This is a genomic window from Psychrobacter sp. H8-1, from assembly GCF_904846575.1.
In the GTDB taxonomy this organism is placed as follows: Bacteria; Pseudomonadota; Gammaproteobacteria; order Pseudomonadales; family Moraxellaceae; genus Psychrobacter; species Psychrobacter fulvigenes.
Map to the genome: position 1 here is coordinate 2,674,029 of NZ_CAJHBG010000001.1, position 14,991 is coordinate 2,689,019.

A 14,991-nucleotide genomic window follows, 5' to 3' on the forward strand; every position below is an offset into this window, starting at 1 on the left:
ATCCCAGATTCTGTGTAACTGCCATTTAGATTAAATGCTTACTGATACGGTCATCAAACATAATCATAAAGCGATTCAAAGCAGACGTCCAGTTACGAATCGGCATCGACCACTTTTTGGATGCCTGCTGAGTTGCTAAGTACACCACTTTAAATGCTGCCTGATCAGATGGGAACACCTTACGCTTATTCACCGCCGTCCGAATCACACTGTTTAGCGACTCTATCGCATTGGTGGTATAAATCACTTTTCTGATGTCTTTCGGATACTCAAAGAACACCGTTAAGCCCTCCCAGTTATTGCGCCAAGACTTGACCACGTGCGGGTAATCTTTGCCCCATACCTCATCAAAGTGTTCAAGGTTAGCCTCTGCTATCTCAAGCGTATCAGCGCCGTAGATAGCCTTTAGATCAGCCGCTACTGCCTTTTTATTTGTCCAAGGTACAAACTTCATCGAATAGCGCACCATGTGTACGATACACAGCTGAACCTGAGCGTTGGGATAAACGGTATTGATGGCATCAGGGAAGCCCTTTAAACCATCGACACAAGCGATTAAGATGTCTTGTACGCCGCGGTTTTGTAGTTCAGTGAGAACACCCAGCCAGAACTTAGCGCCTTCATTCTCTGAGAGCCACATACCAAGCAGCTCTTTTTTACCATCAAGCCCCACGCCTAGCGCCAGATAAATAGCCTTGTTGATAATCTGTTTATCTTGACGTACTTTAACGACAATGCAGTCTAGATAGACGATAGGATAGACACTGCTCAGCGGCCGGTTCTGCCAAGCGGTGATGTCCTCTAATATGTTATCGGTGACTCTTGAGACAAGAGAGCTTGAGATGTCGACATCGTAGAGCTCTTTGATACTCTCTACAATCTCGGTGGTGGTTTGACCCTTAGCGTAAAGGAATATGATCTTGTCATCAAGGCCTGAGATACGAGTTTGATGCTTGCGCACCCACGCGAGCACAGCTCTTGTCTTGCGCTCGGGCGAAGCAGTGCTTCGCTATTTCCTCGCTCAGGTTCAAAGTCACCATGACGGTCTCTTGGGGTGGATATCTCAAGCTCGCCTGTGTCACTGCAGACGGTCTTTTTAGTGTGTCCGTTGCGCTTGTTTGGTTTATCTGCTTTCTCATGCTTAGGATAGCCGAGATGGTCTTCCATCTCAGCTTCAAGGGCAGTGTCGATAAAGGATTGCATGAGCTGCTTTTGAAAGTCTTTGATGTCATCGAAGCTATTCATGCTACCAGCCATTTGCTCGGCCAGTTTCTTAATGTCAGATTGGGTAGTCATTGCTTATTCTCCAGTTAGTGGATTATAAGCAGTTACACAGTTTTTAGGAAACTCCCAAGACGACAGTTATTGCCTTCAATCCCTATCGTATGCTGTTTACCAATTCGTTTGTTATCACTTTTAAAGGCGGTTATAAAACTGTCCCAGTTGTCCATACTGATAGAGCCATAGCTGACTGTAAGCTGCTTTAAACGTGCTCTTAACTTCTTAGCCGTTTTTAGGTCACGTTTGCCCCAGACATAAGCGACAATCTCATTAGTAGCACGGTCATAAGCGTAGATGAGCCACACTTTACGTTTCTTGCGATATACGTAAGTCCAGAACTCATCAACCTCTAAGCGTTCATAGTAGCGCTTCTTAGGTACAATCTTGTAAATGGATGAGCCTATGGTGCTAAGCACTTTTCCAATACTAACCTTGGCTATAACTGCTATGTCTCTAACACCACAACCTCGGACAGTCATCAGTCGTATGATGTCTTCTATTCTAGAGTGACAGCCGTTATAGGTTATCGCATGATCGCCAATAAATTGGCGTTTACAGTCCTTACATTGATAGTTCTGCTTACCATAGCTTTTTATACCATTTTTCTTTAGACTAAGACTGTGACAGTCGGGGCAATTGATCTGTATTTGTGTCTTCATAACCTCAAATATATCATCTTGCTTCGGCTGTCACCCTCCTTTATTCCCTCAGCATACTTTTTAGAACACCACCAAATAATTTATCCCTGCTACTTACTTTCTTCCCTTAATAATAAAAAGGATTAACTTATGGAAATTACTTTAAACGGCTACTATACGCTGATCTTAGCCACTTTAGTGCTACTGCTAGGACGCTTTTTAGTAAAAAATATTAAGTTTTTGGAAAACTTTAATATTCCAGAACCTGTTGCAGGCGGTTTGGTCGCTGCGATTATTGTTTATGTGCTCAATATATTTTGGGGATTTAGTTTTAACTTTCACCAAGGCCTACAGACGGCCACCATGCTGATGTTTTTTGCCTCTATTGGACTAAGTGCTGATTTTAGCAAGCTTAAAGCCGGCGGTACGCCATTGTTAATTTTCACTATTGTGGTCTCAGTTTTCATTGTTCTACAAGATGTCGTTGGCGTCGCTATGGCCAGCGTGCTTGGACTTGACCCTCTGCTTGGATTGGTGACAGGCTCTATTGCTTTAACTGGTGGCCATGGAACAGCAGGCGCTTGGGGCATTACCTTAGAGCAAGAATACGGTGTGGTCGGAGCGACGACACTGGGTATCGCGGTTGCCACCTATGGCTTGGTAGCAGGCGGTGTGGTTGGTGGTCCTGTGGCTCATCGATTGATTCAAAAGCTTGGGATAAAACCAACCCCTTATAATCCAGACCCAAGCGATATCGAAAAAGTCGCTGGCGCGCAGTCGCTGTATAGTACCAAACATGATGAAGACGATATTCTTGGTGATAAGGAAATCTTCGAAAAGCCTGACCATATTCGCCTTATTACAGCCTCTTCTACGATTGAGACCTTAGCGCTATTTGCTGGTGCTTTGGCGTTTGCAGAGACCATGACTTTGGTTGCCGCAGATACTTGGTTTGAGCTACCAACGTTCGTTTGGGCACTGGCAGGCGGTGTGATTATTCGTAACGTCCTCACCATCTTCTTTAACTTTGATATGTTTGACCGTGCCATTGATGTATTAGGTAACGCTTCTTTGAGTCTGTTTTTAGCCATGGCATTACTATCGTTGAAACTATGGCAGCTGACTGATCTGGCAGGCCCAGTATTGATTATCTTGCTGGTACAAACAGTGGTCATGATTATATATGTGTACTTTGTGACCTTTAAAATCATGGGCAAAAACTACGATGCAGCGGTTTTATCAGCAGGACATTGTGGTTTTGGTATGGGTGCAACTCCGACGGCGATTGCTAATATGCAAGCGGTCACCGATCGTTACTTACCCTCGTATAAAGCGTTTTTGATTGTACCTATGGTTGGTGCTTTCTTTGTCGATATCGTCAACGCTACGGTATTGCAGATCTTCGTTAATTTACCGTTTATGTGACTTTAGTCATCAAATAAGACTGAATTGATATAAATAAGCCCCGATTATATTTTATAATTGGGGCTTTTATAGTCAAGGAATTTTAAAATCGCTACAAGGCGACCGACCGCAGATAGTACACTGAGTACATCTAGGGCGGGTAACACCGTAGCGGTTTAAAAGTACTCCGACTATATTTGGGCGTGGTAAAGGACTTTTTATGTTTGGCATTACTGATCTTACCGCATATATCATCGGCTCAATCATCATCATCTTATTGCCAGGTCCAAACAGCCTGTATTGCCTATCTGTCGCAGCCGCTCATGGCGTGCGCAAAGGCTACCGCGCAGTAGCGGGTATCTTTGTGGGTGATAGTATTTTGATGCTGGTCACTGTACTTGGGGTTGGTGGTCTACTCAAGCTATACCCAGTCCTGTTCAATGCCATCAAGCTGATTGGCGGCTTATATTTGCTATACCTTGGGGTCAAGCTACTCATGGGAGCTTATCAAACCTTTCGTCATAGAGCACTACTTGCCGATGCCGAGCCCAAGCTCTCTACACCGCCAACAAGCCAAAACTTCTTTTATCGCGCCCTGCTCCTTAGCTTGACCAATCCCAAAGGCATTCTGTTTTTCTTATCGTTCTTTGTACAGTTCGTTGACCCCGCCTATCCGCATCCGTTTTTATCTTTTTTTATATTGGCAGTAATTCTGCAAATCATCAGTGTCAGCTACCAAAGTGTGATGGTGTTTTCTGGTAAAAACCTATCGCGTAAATTTAGCCAGTCACCCAGGCTAATCATAGCAAGCATGAGTTTTACTGGCTTCATATTCATTGGATTTGCCATTAATCTATGGATGGCGCAGCTCACTTAATAAAAGTCTGTTTTGCTTAACTTGCTGAATGAGAGGTTATAACCTACCGCGTCTAGTAAGCTATAGGATGGCTTTCACGACTTATTCATTTGAAGAGGAAAAAATGAAAAACAAAAAGAGTATAAAGCTGTCAGCTGAAGATGAAGACACCATCATAGATAGCTTAAAATGTTATATGAGAGATGAGCTTGAATTTGAACTTGAGGACTTTCCAGCAAAAATATTATTAGATTTTTTACTCGAGCTAATAGGGCCAAAACTCTATAACCAAGCCATTGATGAGCTTGAGCCTTGGTTACACGAGAGGTTTACTGTTATCTTAGAAGACAGTCATGCGTTGAAGAAAGATTAGATTTCAGGACAATTGCCAACAAAAAACCGCCTAGCAAAAGCTGAACTGACCCCCTAAACTTAGACAGTTTAATTTTGTATTAAGGACTGAGTTCTGTACTGTACAGGGCTCAGTCCTTTTAGTTTAAGCTGAATTCTTTCATGATTATAATAATGCATATACTCATGAATCTGTTTCTCTAAAGCCTCAACGGTTTTAGGTTTATCAATATAAATCGTCTCACACTTCAGCGTACCGAAGAAGCCTTCAATCAATGCATTGTCTAAGCAATTCCCCTTACTGCTCATGCTTTGCTTAATGTTATTCTCTTTAAGCGACTTTGCAAACGGTTTCATCTGATAATGCCACCCTTGATCCGAATGCAGTGTTAGCTCCTCCTTATGCTTGCGCTTTGATGGTATGCCTTTAACCGCCAGCTCAAGCATCTGTTTCACTAAGTCATATACCGGTCGTCTTGAGAGCGTATAACTGATGATCTCATTGTTATAGCAATCTAGTATAGGAGACAAGTACAACTTATCCTCACCGACCTTAAACTCAGTAATGTCAGTAAGCCATCTGCGGTTGGGCGCTTTCGCTCTGAACCTACGTTTAACTCTATTCTTAGCAATGACGCCGCACTGTCCTTTATAAGATCGATACTTCTGCCTTCTGATTCTCGCGGTAAGTTTAAGCTCACTCATAAGCCGTGCGATGAGCTTATGGTTATACCTTAACCCTTCACTCTTAAGTGTTTGAGTGATTCTACGATAGCCATATCGACCTTTATGGTGATGATAGATGTCACTGATACGCTGTTTAAGATCGGCATACTTATCATCAGCCGTCAGCAAGTTTAGATGATAGTAAAAGCTACTTCTTGGTATACCTGCAATAAGTAGTAGTAAAGCTAAGGGATGCTGATTCCTTAGTCCTTCGATGAGCCTTGCTTTGTCGCGGCTTGTTCCCTTTCCCTGAGCAAGGCATCGAGCTTTTTTAGATAAGCGTTCTCCGCACGCAAATACTCATTCTCGCGTTTGATCTCTTCTACACTTTTCTCATGGTCAGGTTTGTCAGTAAGGTAAGGGTGCTTCATAGTAAGTCGTCCTTTGGCTTTGGCGGTTAAGCCTAGCATACCATGACGGGCATAGGCTGTGCGCCATACACTAATCAGTGCAGGTGAGCTAATGTTAAACCTCAAAGCGGCTTGTGATTGACTTAAATCTTCACCTGCCATAGTGGTGAGAACTTGAAGCTTAAAATCACAACCGTATATAGCTTTACGAGTTTTAGGTTTGATGGCAAGGACGCCTCCAGCTTGATACTGGTTGACCCATTTAACGACATCTTTATCGTCAATATTAAAGTGCTTGGCAGTAGCATAAGCAGAATGACCTTGCTGATAATAGGCGATCACTCTTATCTTAAAGTCTATGTCATATTTCATAAAATAACCCCCAAAAGTTGTGTCCAACTTATGGGGGTCAGTTCAGATTTAGCAGGTTTTTATTTTATACGATACTAATTAAAGCTTACTGGTTTTTTTCGTAAACTGGTAACTCTTTACAGATCGCTTCTACTTTAGCACGCACTTCAGCAGCGACCTTTTCATCGCCGCGGCTGTCTAGTACGTCACAAATCCAACCTGCCAGCTCACCAGCTTGTGCTTCGTTAAAACCGCGTGTAGTAATCGCTGGCGTACCGATACGGATACCAGAAGTCACAAATGGAGATTTTGGATCGTTTGGTACAGCGTTTTTATTGACCGTGATATGCGCATCACCCAGCCACTTGTCTGCTTCTTTACCAGTCAATTCTTGCTTAACTAGGCTGATCAGCATCAGATGGTTTTCAGTACCACCAGAGATGATTTCATAGCCGCGCTCTTGGATGACTTTTGCCATTGCTTGAGCGTTTTTGACCACTTGCTGCTGATAAGTTTTGAAATTGTCCTCTAATGCCTCTTTGAACGAAACCGCTTTGGCAGCGATCACATGCATCAGCGGGCCACCTTGGTTGCCTGGGAATACCGCAGAGTTGAGCTTTTTGGCAAGCTTTTCGTCACGGGCAAGAATCATACCTGAGCGTGGGCCACGTAAGGTTTTGTGCGTGGTAGTAGTAACAACATCCGCAAAGGGTACTGGGTTTGGATAAACACCACCAGCGACGAGGCCAGCAACGTGCGCCATATCGACGAGTAAGTACGCGCCTACTTCGTCAGCGATTTCACGGAAACGCTGCCAGTCTACAACCTGTGAGTATGCTGAAAAACCAGCAATGATCATTTTAGGCTTGTGCTCTTTTGCCAAACGCTCCACTTCGTCATAATCAATCAGGCCAGTTTCTTCAACTAAGCCATATTGTACGGCGTTATAGTTGAGACCTGAGAAGTTAATATGGGCGCCATGCGTCAAGTGACCACCAGCATCTAGGCTCATGCCAAGCACGGTATCGTTGGCATCAAGCAGCGCCAAAAACACCGCTGAGTTTGCTTGGCTACCTGAATGCGGCTGGACGTTGACATACTCGGCACCGAATAACTCTTTTGCACGATCAATCGCCAACTGCTCGACCACGTCAACATGCTCACAGCCACCATAATAGCGCTTGCCAGGATAGCCTTCAGCATATTTATTGGTGAGATCTGTGCCTTGTGCTTCCATGACTGCTTGCGAGCAGTAGTTTTCTGATGCAATAAGCTCGATGTGGTTTTCTTGACGAACACTTTCGGCTTCCATAGCAGCAGAAAGCTCAGGATCATAATCTTTGATAGATATATCTTTAAACATATTGATGTCCTATGTATTCACTATTATTAGGAGGGAGCTGTTAGAGGGGGAGAAGCCTAAGCTAGCGTCTCGTTCTCAGCAATAGTTTTGATGCATTTTTGCATCTGAGATATCGCTGCAATCAAGTGTAACATGAAACTTTATGTTACGAGCGCAAAAAACTCATCTTGGTATGAGTGAGTTTATTAGTCTGACAATTAACTATAATAGCGATACAAAACAATTCATTTAACACTATCGAAGTGTCGTAAGCGACTCACCTAAGTCATAGCATCTTAGCAGAACCGATTCATTGTAATAAAAAATAAAGAGAGAAAAAAAACGTTTGTAATTACTCATAAGCTCTGACAAAACGTTGGCAAAAAAGTCTCACTAATGAGCAGCTTGCGACCATACCAGTCATAACGCGTTTGTCGCTGCCAACCAGCAGCCGTCTGAGCAATGAAACGTTGGCTTGGTAATGTGCGGCAGCGCTTAAACATGACATAGCCAATGGGCGTGCCTTTTAGCTGCTGCAAACGCCGTGCACGCCCTTTTAGACTAGGCAGTGGAAAGACGCTTTGCGCTGCTACCCATGGTCTTTCATCGTTACCATACAACTGTACTTCACGCACCCATGCCAGCATGGGCCGATTGAGCATGGCGCCTTGCACGCCGAGTTGCTTTTTTTGGGCTAAAGACAGCGAGCGATAGCCTTCAAAGCTGCGCTCTACGCGTAATGGCTGCCCTGCTTTTTGTTCTAGCATGGCAGTCAGAGAGCCTTCCGCATTCAGCCAAGCCAATAGCTCAGCCGCAGGGGTACAAGTTGTAGAGTGGTTATTGGACATAGTAAATAGCTAATTGTTGAGTGCTAAAAGAAGAAGGCTCACGTGAATCATGACTAATGATAATGAATCATCGTAAGTGATGGTTATCAAGAATCAAAGGATGGCATGTTATCACTGTTAAAGGGCAATGCCTCATGCGCTTGCTTGCGATACTGCGCCATATGCATCCGATCTTTTGTGCAAAAGTCGCTAATAGCTGGCACGAAGCGCGGGTCATAGATGCGGTGTAACGAGTGCGTCTTGGTTGGGATAAAACCGCGTATTAACTTATGTTCACCTTGAGTACCAGGATCAAAATATGTCAAGCCCTGTTCAATGGCAAACTCAATGCCTTGATAGTAGCAGAGCTCAAAATGCAGGCTATCGTACTCACCCAGTGCGCCCCAATAGCGGCCATAAAGAGTAGCGCCTTTGCTATGAGGTTTATCGTATAAAAACAAACTACTAGCAATAATCTCATCACTCTCATTATAGGCTTGCGCTAAAAACAAATGCTCAGGCATGCTTTGCGCCAGCTTTTTAAAGAAGGCTTCACTTAAGTATGGTCTCTGCCCACGTATGGCATAGGTCATCACATAACAGTGATAAAACGCTTTCCAGTCTCCCTCAGTAATGTCCTCACCGCATTTTCGGACGCAGCGGATACCTTGTCTCGCAACTTTTTTGCGTTCAGCGCGAATATTTTTGCGCTTCTTTGCTGTCAGGGTCATTAAGAAGGCATCAAAGTCTGTAAATGGCTGCTCATCGTCAAGTAAATTCTTATTTTGCCACAAGAACTGACAGCCTTGACGCTCAAGTATTGGTATATCGATAGCGGTTGGCTCTAAACCATTATCTTGGGCGGCGAGCGCACGCTCTATATCGACATCCGTAGGCATCGCTGCGCTCGCAACAGAAGCCAGCTCAGGCGTCACAAACAACCCATGCCAACTTGATGCACCCACTTGCTGAGCAATATCGTCCACCCCTGCTATTGCCGTCTGCAAAATATCAGCCGTCAGCGCCTCACCCTCTGCCAGCCATAGCCGCTGACCAGTAATCGGGGTATAAGGCGCACTGGACACCAGTCTTGGATAATAATCAACACCGTAACGTGCGTAAGCTTCTGCCCAAGCATGATCAAACACAAACTCGCCGCGATGATGGTTCTTTATAAATACGGGTAGCACAGCAACAGATTGCGTCACTGGCGTTGTTTCAACTTCTTCAGCTTTTTGTGCACTGTCAGTTGCAGCATAAGCTTCGTTGTTTTGCGCATTGTCTGTTGAGCTAGCTTCTACACGATGTACTAAGATAAATATCGGCAGCCAGCCCGCCTGCTCGCCAATCGCACCCGTCTCTGTCAATGCTTGCCAAAAGGCAAAAGACATAAATGGCGTATCAGGGATCTGCCAATCTGTTTGACTCTGCCAACTGCTATCATTGAGTAGCGCATATTGTAAGTTCATAACACCCACTCTGTCTTTTATATAGTGCTTTAGCCTACCAAATTTTTGCCCTGATGCTGTCACAATTTGCAAAAATCTGCAGACACCCTCTGTAAACATCATAAACCCTGCAACTAGAGAGGTTCTGCAAGGATTGCTAAATAAGGTTAAACAATCATCTACAAAAATGCAGATGACTTTAGGTGGGTTTTTGTTTTTAATGACAGTATTGAGTACAGAGGTGCTATTAGGGGTAGTTCTACCGTGTGTGCTTATGTCTTTTTGACCATAGCGACTCTAAAAAGAGACTAAAGATAGGCTACTTCGATGGAAAAGATGATATTGATGCTGATGACTGGTAGAATAAGGTTGTTATCAGCTTAATATAATTCTGATACATAGGATATGAGCGAAAACAGTACACTTAGTTCATGATACGGGATTGACATCGTGTCGGATTTATAGTGGATTCACTATAATATGCTGCCCGTACTTATCAGCTATAAGTACTCATATAAGTACTAAAATGTCAGATAGCTTAGATATCAGTCGCTAAGACGGTTATCTAAGTGTCGTTTTGATGAAAACTAGCCAAAGTTAATGTTGGCGAAAGAAAGTGTTTAAGCAGTCTCGAAAATTTCCAGAGACTTTTTCCTAAAGACTATATTGATGAACTCGATCTAATCATGTAGTCCGCTATTGCATAGATTTATTAAGCTATATTTGAGCTTTATTATTCACCACAGACTAGAGGAACAATTATAAATGTCAAAGATTATTTATACCAAAACTGACGAAGCCCCAGCGCTTGCGACCCTTTCATTCTTACCTATTGTTGAAGCATTTACCAAGACAGCAGGGATTGCTGTTGAGACCAGTGACATCTCTGTTGCCGCGCGTGTATTGGCTGAATTCCCCGACTACTTAACTGAAGAACAGCGCGTTCCAGATAACCTAGCTGAGCTTGGTCGTCTGACACAAGACCCAAATACCAATATTATCAAACTGCCAAACATCAGTGCCTCTGTGCAACAGCTTAAAGCCGCCATTAAAGAGCTGCAGAGCAAAGGCTATGCGTTACCTGACTTTCCTGAAGACCCACAGACTGACGAAGAAAAAGAGCTGCGTAAGCGCTATGGTAAATCCCTAGGCAGTGCGGTGAACCCAGTATTACGTGAAGGTAACTCGGACCGCCGCGCCCCTAAAGCCGTCAAAAACTATGCTCGCAAACATCCACACTCGATGGGTGAATGGAAACAGTGGTCAAGCACGCACGTGTCGCACATGCATGGCGGCGACTTCTATGATGGCGAGCAATCGATGACCTTGGACAAAGCCCGTACCGTACGTATGGACTTGTTACTTGATGATGGCAGCACGAAAGTTTTGAAGCCTGAAATCGCTCTACAAGACAAAGAAGTCATTGATCTGATGGTCATGAGCAAAAAATCGCTGCTAGAGTTCTATGAGCGTGAAATGGAAGATTGCCGTGAGGCTGGCATCTTGTTCTCACTGCACGTAAAAGCAACCATGATGAAGGTATCACACCCTATCGTCTTTGGACATGCGGTTAGAATCTACTACAAAGAAGCCTTTGAAAAGCATGGGGATTTCTTTGATGAGCTAGGCATTAACGTCAATAATGGTATGGCTGATCTATACGACAAAATCTCAACATTGCCAGCATCAAAGCGTGAAGAGATTGAGCAAGACTTGCATGCTTGTCAAGAGCATCGTCCGCGTCTGGCCATGGTTGACTCGGCAAAAGGTATTACCAATTTCCATTCACCGAGCGACATTATTGTCGATGCTTCTATGCCTGCTATGATTCGTAATGGCGGTAAAATGTGGGGCGCTGATGGCAAGCTATATGACTGTAAAGCCGTCATGCCTGAGTCTACCTTTGCCCGTATCTATCAAGAAATGATTAATTTCTGTAAGTGGCATGGTAACTTTGATCCAACCACGATGGGTACGGTTCCTAACGTAGGCCTCATGGCACAAAAAGCTGAAGAGTACGGCTCACATGATAAGACTTTTGAGTCTAGCGATGCAGGTATTGCTCGTATTGTCGACATTGATACCGACGAAGTACTGCTCGAAAAGCGTGTTGAAAAGGGTGATATCTGGCGCATGTGTCAAGTCAAAGACTTGCCAATCCAAGACTGGGTGAAGCTCGCTGTACGCCGTGCACGTGAATCAGATACCCCTGTCATCTTTTGGTTAGACCCATATCGTCCACACGAAAACGAGCTGATCAAAAAGGTTAGAACGTACTTAAAAGATCATGACACTGAAGGCCTGCACATTGAAATCATGTCACAGGTTCGTGCCATGCGTTATACCTTAGAGCGCGTTGCTCGTGGTCTTGATACCATCTCCGCGACAGGTAACATCTTACGTGATTACCTAACTGACTTGTTCCCAATTCTAGAGTTAGGAACCAGTGCCAAGATGCTATCAGTAGTACCATTAATGAAAGGTGGCGGTCTGTTTGAAACAGGCGCTGGTGGTTCTGCTCCTAAGCATGTCGAGCAGCTGGTAGAAGAAAACCACTTACGTTGGGATTCCTTGGGTGAGTTCTTGGCCTTGACGGTATCTTTGGAGCATTTGGCCAATAACGACGACAACCCCAAAGCAAAAGTATTGGCAGACACCCTCGATACAGCGACCGAAAAGCTGCTGTTAAACGATAAGTCACCATCACGCAAAACGGGTGAGTTAGACAACCGCGGTAGCCATTTCTATCTAGCCATGTACTGGGCCGAGGAGCTGGCGGCGCAGGATCAAGATAGCGAATTAAAAGAGCAGTTTACCCCGTTTGCACAAAAGCTAAAAGACAACGAAGAAGCCATTGTCAAAGAGCTGAATGAGGTTCAAGGCAAGTCTGTAGATCTCAAAGGCTACTACTATGCAGATGAAGATTTGGCCAAGCAAGTAATGCGCCCAAGTGCTTTATTCAATGACACGATAGCCTCGTTATAACTGAGTACTAAAGTTATTAGTTATTGGACTGCTTTTATAGGTCAATTTAAGCAAACCTGACCTATAGCTTACTCAGCCTGTAAACACCCCAAAAGTCTCAGACTTTTGGGGTGTTTTTTTGTGTCGATTATAAAGATTTTATAAATGATGTCATAAACCATTCTAGACACAGTTAGTGTTAAAATAAAAAAGAGATGTTCAAACAAGCGCCCTTGTTAAATTTAAAACAAGCCGCCTTATTGGAACCATTAGATTGAACAGCTTATTATCTCTCAAAACAGATTCTATCTATTTGTTATTTTAGGAAGTTTTACTTTATGTCGACCTCAAGCCTTATTTTGTTCAATAAGCCTTACGGCGTGCAAAGTCAGTTTCGTGATGACAGTAATAGTACTCACTCAACGCTAGCACCGTACTTTACCGATAAGTCGTTAAGAGTCGCAGGTAGGCTTGATGCTACGTCAGAGGGTTTGTTGATTTTGACCAATGATGGACGAGTCAATAAAGCCATTACCCATCCACCCAAAGCCAATGCTGGGCATAAACAAGGCAAGACTTATTTAGTGCAAGTTGAGGGCATCCCTACTCTTGAACAACTCAGTGAGCTGCAAAAGGGCGTGATGCTCAAAGATGGAAAAACCCTACCTGCCGAAGTCAAACACGTCGCTGAAGATGAACTACCAATGCCGCTTTGGCAACGAGATCCACCGATACGTGAGCGTAAGAGCGTACCAGACTCATGGCTGATGCTAACCATTTATGAAGGTAAAAACCGTCAAGTGCGACGTATGACAGCACACGTAGGGTTACCTTGCCTGCGTTTGATTCGCTGGTCAGTGGCTGGGTTTGAGTTAGGCCATTTAGCTGTCGGTGAGTTTGTTCGTATACACTTAAATAGTGAGCGTTGCCAGCAGCTGGGTATACGAGATTAGTTTGCCTACTGACATATCACAAACCTTACCATTCTTTAGAAGTAGCGTCTCGAATTGGTAAGGTTTATCTGCTAGTATTCATATACTATTATATATATCGATACTTATCTTACATTGTATATTTTGCCCGCCTATATTTCCTATCTTATATTAAGGACATATCATGACTTCTTCTTATCGTATATCCGTTATCGCTCTTGGCGTCACCGCAGCCCTTGCGCTTAGTGCTTGTCAGCCAAAACCTGAGGATACCGAGCCTACTGCTACTGAGGAAGTTGTGACGCCGCCAGCCGCTACTCCTGAAGCGGATGTTACTGACGACATAGAAGCAGATCAAGATTCAAGTGCAGAGGTCGCCGAAGTTGAGACGGTAGACGATACCAAGATTATAGATATGTTTAACGACTATACCAGAGCCATGAGCAGAATGAATGATGAGATGCTGATTGGTATGGGCTACAACGATCCTGATACTACATTTGCCAAAAGTATGCTTGGACACCATCGCGGTACCGTCGATATGGCACAAATTCAATTAAAATATGGTACTGATGCCGAGATGCGCGCACTGGCAGAAGATATCATCGATAATCAGCAGCTTAAAATTGATACGATGAGAAGGTGGCTTGCTAGCCATCCTGATGCTGCCAAACCTAAGCCTAATACCGAAGCCATGCAGCAAGCTTACGCCGATGATATAGAAGATATGTATGAGGATATGGAAAAAGGTATCACAGCTTCAGTGGCAGATATAGCCTTTGCACGTAGTATGCTATCGCTACACGTGGGCGCTGTAGATATGGCGCTGATACAGCTAAAGTACGGCACAGATGAAGAAATGCGAGACCTTGCCTTACAAATCATCGATGCACAGCAGCGCCGAATTCAGACGACAGAAAACTGGCTTGCAACAAACGATTCTTTGATTGATTCAGATGAGCAAAATGACTTGGATACAGAAAATGAATCAGATGTTAGTGTCACTGAGCGTGAAGCGCAAGAGAGCAAGGTAGAACAAGAATAGTATCATTCTATCGCCGTCTACCAAGCATTATGGTGATTAGAGGAATCGGGCACAGCTATGTTTTTTCAGAGACCATTCACACACACAATATAAGATATAGAGGTACAGATGTTAATTAGCATTATACGGACAGGTTTAGGACGCATCATCGCTGCCTTGAATATTTTAACTCAAGGTGCTGCGATGAAACGTACGCCAGAGGCGCAAGCCAAAGTGAATGAGGCTTGCAATAACCTATCTTTGTATCAGTTCCAGTTATGTCCGTTTTGTGTCAAAGTACGTCGGCACATGCATAAGCTAAACTTACCCATCGAGCTGCGTGATGCCAAAAATAATGAGCAATTTCGCAGTGAGTTGGCTGAAAACGGTGGACACATCAAAGTGCCTTGCTTACGTATCGATGAGGGCGATAACGTCAAATGGATGTATGAATCAGATGATATTATCGCCTATTTACAGCAGCGCTTTAGCTAATG

Annotated in this window: 13 protein-coding genes and 1 pseudogene; 7 read left to right on the forward strand and 7 right to left on the reverse strand. The window is 43.9% G+C overall.

Annotation, left to right across the window (positions count from 1 at the left end; all coding sequences use genetic code 11):
• Positions 1–25 precede the first annotated feature (25 nt).
• Positions 26–1,296 (reverse strand): annotated as a pseudogene (locus tag JMY01_RS11035) (IS256 family transposase).
• 32 nt (positions 1,297–1,328) lie between these two features.
• Complete coding sequence (locus JMY01_RS11040; RefSeq protein ID WP_201575759.1) at positions 1,329–1,940, reverse strand: IS1 family transposase; 612 nt, start codon at positions 1,938–1,940, stop codon at positions 1,329–1,331.
• 129 nt (positions 1,941–2,069) lie between these two features.
• Between JMY01_RS11040 and gltS the strand changes: the two genes are divergently transcribed.
• From gltS to JMY01_RS11055, 3 genes are all read left to right on the forward strand, one after another.
• On the forward strand, positions 2,070–3,344 hold the full coding sequence (gltS, locus tag JMY01_RS11045; RefSeq protein ID WP_201575761.1) for a sodium/glutamate symporter: 1,275 nt from the start codon (positions 2,070–2,072) through the stop codon (positions 3,342–3,344).
• Between the two features lie 199 nt (positions 3,345–3,543).
• Positions 3,544–4,200 carry a leucine efflux protein LeuE gene (gene leuE, locus JMY01_RS11050; protein ID WP_201575762.1) on the forward strand — a complete coding sequence of 219 codons (657 nt, stop codon included), beginning with the start codon at positions 3,544–3,546 and terminating at the stop codon, positions 4,198–4,200.
• 67 nt (positions 4,201–4,267) lie between these two features.
• Positions 4,268–4,552 (forward strand): DUF2164 domain-containing protein, encoded by a 285-nt coding sequence (locus tag JMY01_RS11055; RefSeq protein ID WP_227677875.1) that lies wholly within the window; start codon positions 4,268–4,270, stop codon positions 4,550–4,552.
• Between the two features lie 68 nt (positions 4,553–4,620).
• Here JMY01_RS11055 and JMY01_RS11060 read toward each other — a convergent pair whose 3' ends face one another.
• From JMY01_RS11060 to JMY01_RS11080, 5 genes are all read right to left on the reverse strand, one after another.
• Positions 4,621–5,472 carry an IS3 family transposase gene (locus JMY01_RS11060; protein ID WP_227678040.1) on the reverse strand — a complete coding sequence of 284 codons (852 nt, stop codon included), beginning with the start codon at positions 5,470–5,472 and terminating at the stop codon, positions 4,621–4,623.
• A complete protein-coding gene (locus tag JMY01_RS11065; RefSeq protein ID WP_201575763.1) occupies positions 5,460–5,978 on the reverse strand; it encodes a helix-turn-helix domain-containing protein in 519 nt (172 codons plus the stop codon). The genes JMY01_RS11060 and JMY01_RS11065 overlap by 13 nt, the downstream gene beginning before the upstream one ends.
• An 85-nt stretch (positions 5,979–6,063) precedes the next feature.
• Positions 6,064–7,320: a serine hydroxymethyltransferase gene (gene glyA, locus JMY01_RS11070; RefSeq protein ID WP_201575764.1), complete on the reverse strand. Its 1,257-nt coding sequence runs from the start codon at positions 7,318–7,320 to the stop codon at positions 6,064–6,066.
• Positions 7,321–7,655: 335 nt separating this feature from the next.
• Positions 7,656–8,147, reverse strand: a complete 492-nt coding sequence (locus tag JMY01_RS11075) for a chorismate lyase (protein WP_201575765.1) — start codon at positions 8,145–8,147, stop codon at positions 7,656–7,658.
• A gap of 86 nt (positions 8,148–8,233) precedes the next feature.
• Positions 8,234–9,595: a GNAT family N-acetyltransferase gene (locus JMY01_RS11080; RefSeq protein ID WP_201575766.1), complete on the reverse strand. Its 1,362-nt coding sequence runs from the start codon at positions 9,593–9,595 to the stop codon at positions 8,234–8,236.
• Positions 9,596–10,339: 744 nt separating this feature from the next.
• Between JMY01_RS11080 and JMY01_RS11085 the strand changes: the two genes are divergently transcribed.
• The 4 genes from JMY01_RS11085 to JMY01_RS11100 all read left to right on the forward strand — a co-directional run bounded on the left by JMY01_RS11085 (position 10,340) and on the right by JMY01_RS11100 (position 14,989).
• The gene (locus tag JMY01_RS11085; protein ID WP_201575768.1) at positions 10,340–12,559 is read left to right on the forward strand and encodes an NADP-dependent isocitrate dehydrogenase; all 2,220 of its coding nucleotides are present in this window, start codon (positions 10,340–10,342) and stop codon (positions 12,557–12,559) included.
• Between the two features lie 317 nt (positions 12,560–12,876).
• Entirely contained in the window at positions 12,877–13,491 is a 615-nt protein-coding gene (locus JMY01_RS11090) for a pseudouridine synthase (protein ID WP_201575770.1), read from the forward strand.
• A gap of 163 nt (positions 13,492–13,654) precedes the next feature.
• Complete coding sequence (locus JMY01_RS11095; protein WP_201575772.1) at positions 13,655–14,515, forward strand: DUF305 domain-containing protein; 861 nt, start codon at positions 13,655–13,657, stop codon at positions 14,513–14,515.
• A gap of 108 nt (positions 14,516–14,623) precedes the next feature.
• Positions 14,624–14,989, forward strand: coding sequence for a glutathione S-transferase N-terminal domain-containing protein (locus JMY01_RS11100; protein WP_201575774.1), 366 nt, complete (start codon positions 14,624–14,626; stop codon positions 14,987–14,989).
• The last annotated feature ends 2 nt before the right edge of the window (positions 14,990–14,991 follow it).

Coding starts and splice junctions, on each gene's coding strand:
- JMY01_RS11040 (WP_201575759.1), bottom strand. CDS start 1,940: ATGAAGACACAAATACAGATCAATTGCCCCGACTGTCACAGTCTTAGT.
- gltS (WP_201575761.1), top strand. CDS start 2,070: ATGGAAATTACTTTAAACGGCTACTATACGCTGATCTTAGCCACTTTA.
- leuE (WP_201575762.1), top strand. CDS start 3,544: ATGTTTGGCATTACTGATCTTACCGCATATATCATCGGCTCAATCATC.
- JMY01_RS11055 (WP_227677875.1), top strand. CDS start 4,268: ATGGCTTTCACGACTTATTCATTTGAAGAGGAAAAAATGAAAAACAAA.
- JMY01_RS11065 (WP_201575763.1), bottom strand. CDS start 5,978: ATGAAATATGACATAGACTTTAAGATAAGAGTGATCGCCTATTATCAG.
- glyA (WP_201575764.1), bottom strand. CDS start 7,320: ATGTTTAAAGATATATCTATCAAAGATTATGATCCTGAGCTTTCTGCT.
- JMY01_RS11075 (WP_201575765.1), bottom strand. CDS start 8,147: ATGTCCAATAACCACTCTACAACTTGTACCCCTGCGGCTGAGCTATTG.
- JMY01_RS11080 (WP_201575766.1), bottom strand. CDS start 9,595: ATGAACTTACAATATGCGCTACTCAATGATAGCAGTTGGCAGAGTCAA.
- JMY01_RS11085 (WP_201575768.1), top strand. CDS start 10,340: ATGTCAAAGATTATTTATACCAAAACTGACGAAGCCCCAGCGCTTGCG.
- JMY01_RS11090 (WP_201575770.1), top strand. CDS start 12,877: ATGTCGACCTCAAGCCTTATTTTGTTCAATAAGCCTTACGGCGTGCAA.
- JMY01_RS11095 (WP_201575772.1), top strand. CDS start 13,655: ATGACTTCTTCTTATCGTATATCCGTTATCGCTCTTGGCGTCACCGCA.
- JMY01_RS11100 (WP_201575774.1), top strand. CDS start 14,624: ATGTTAATTAGCATTATACGGACAGGTTTAGGACGCATCATCGCTGCC.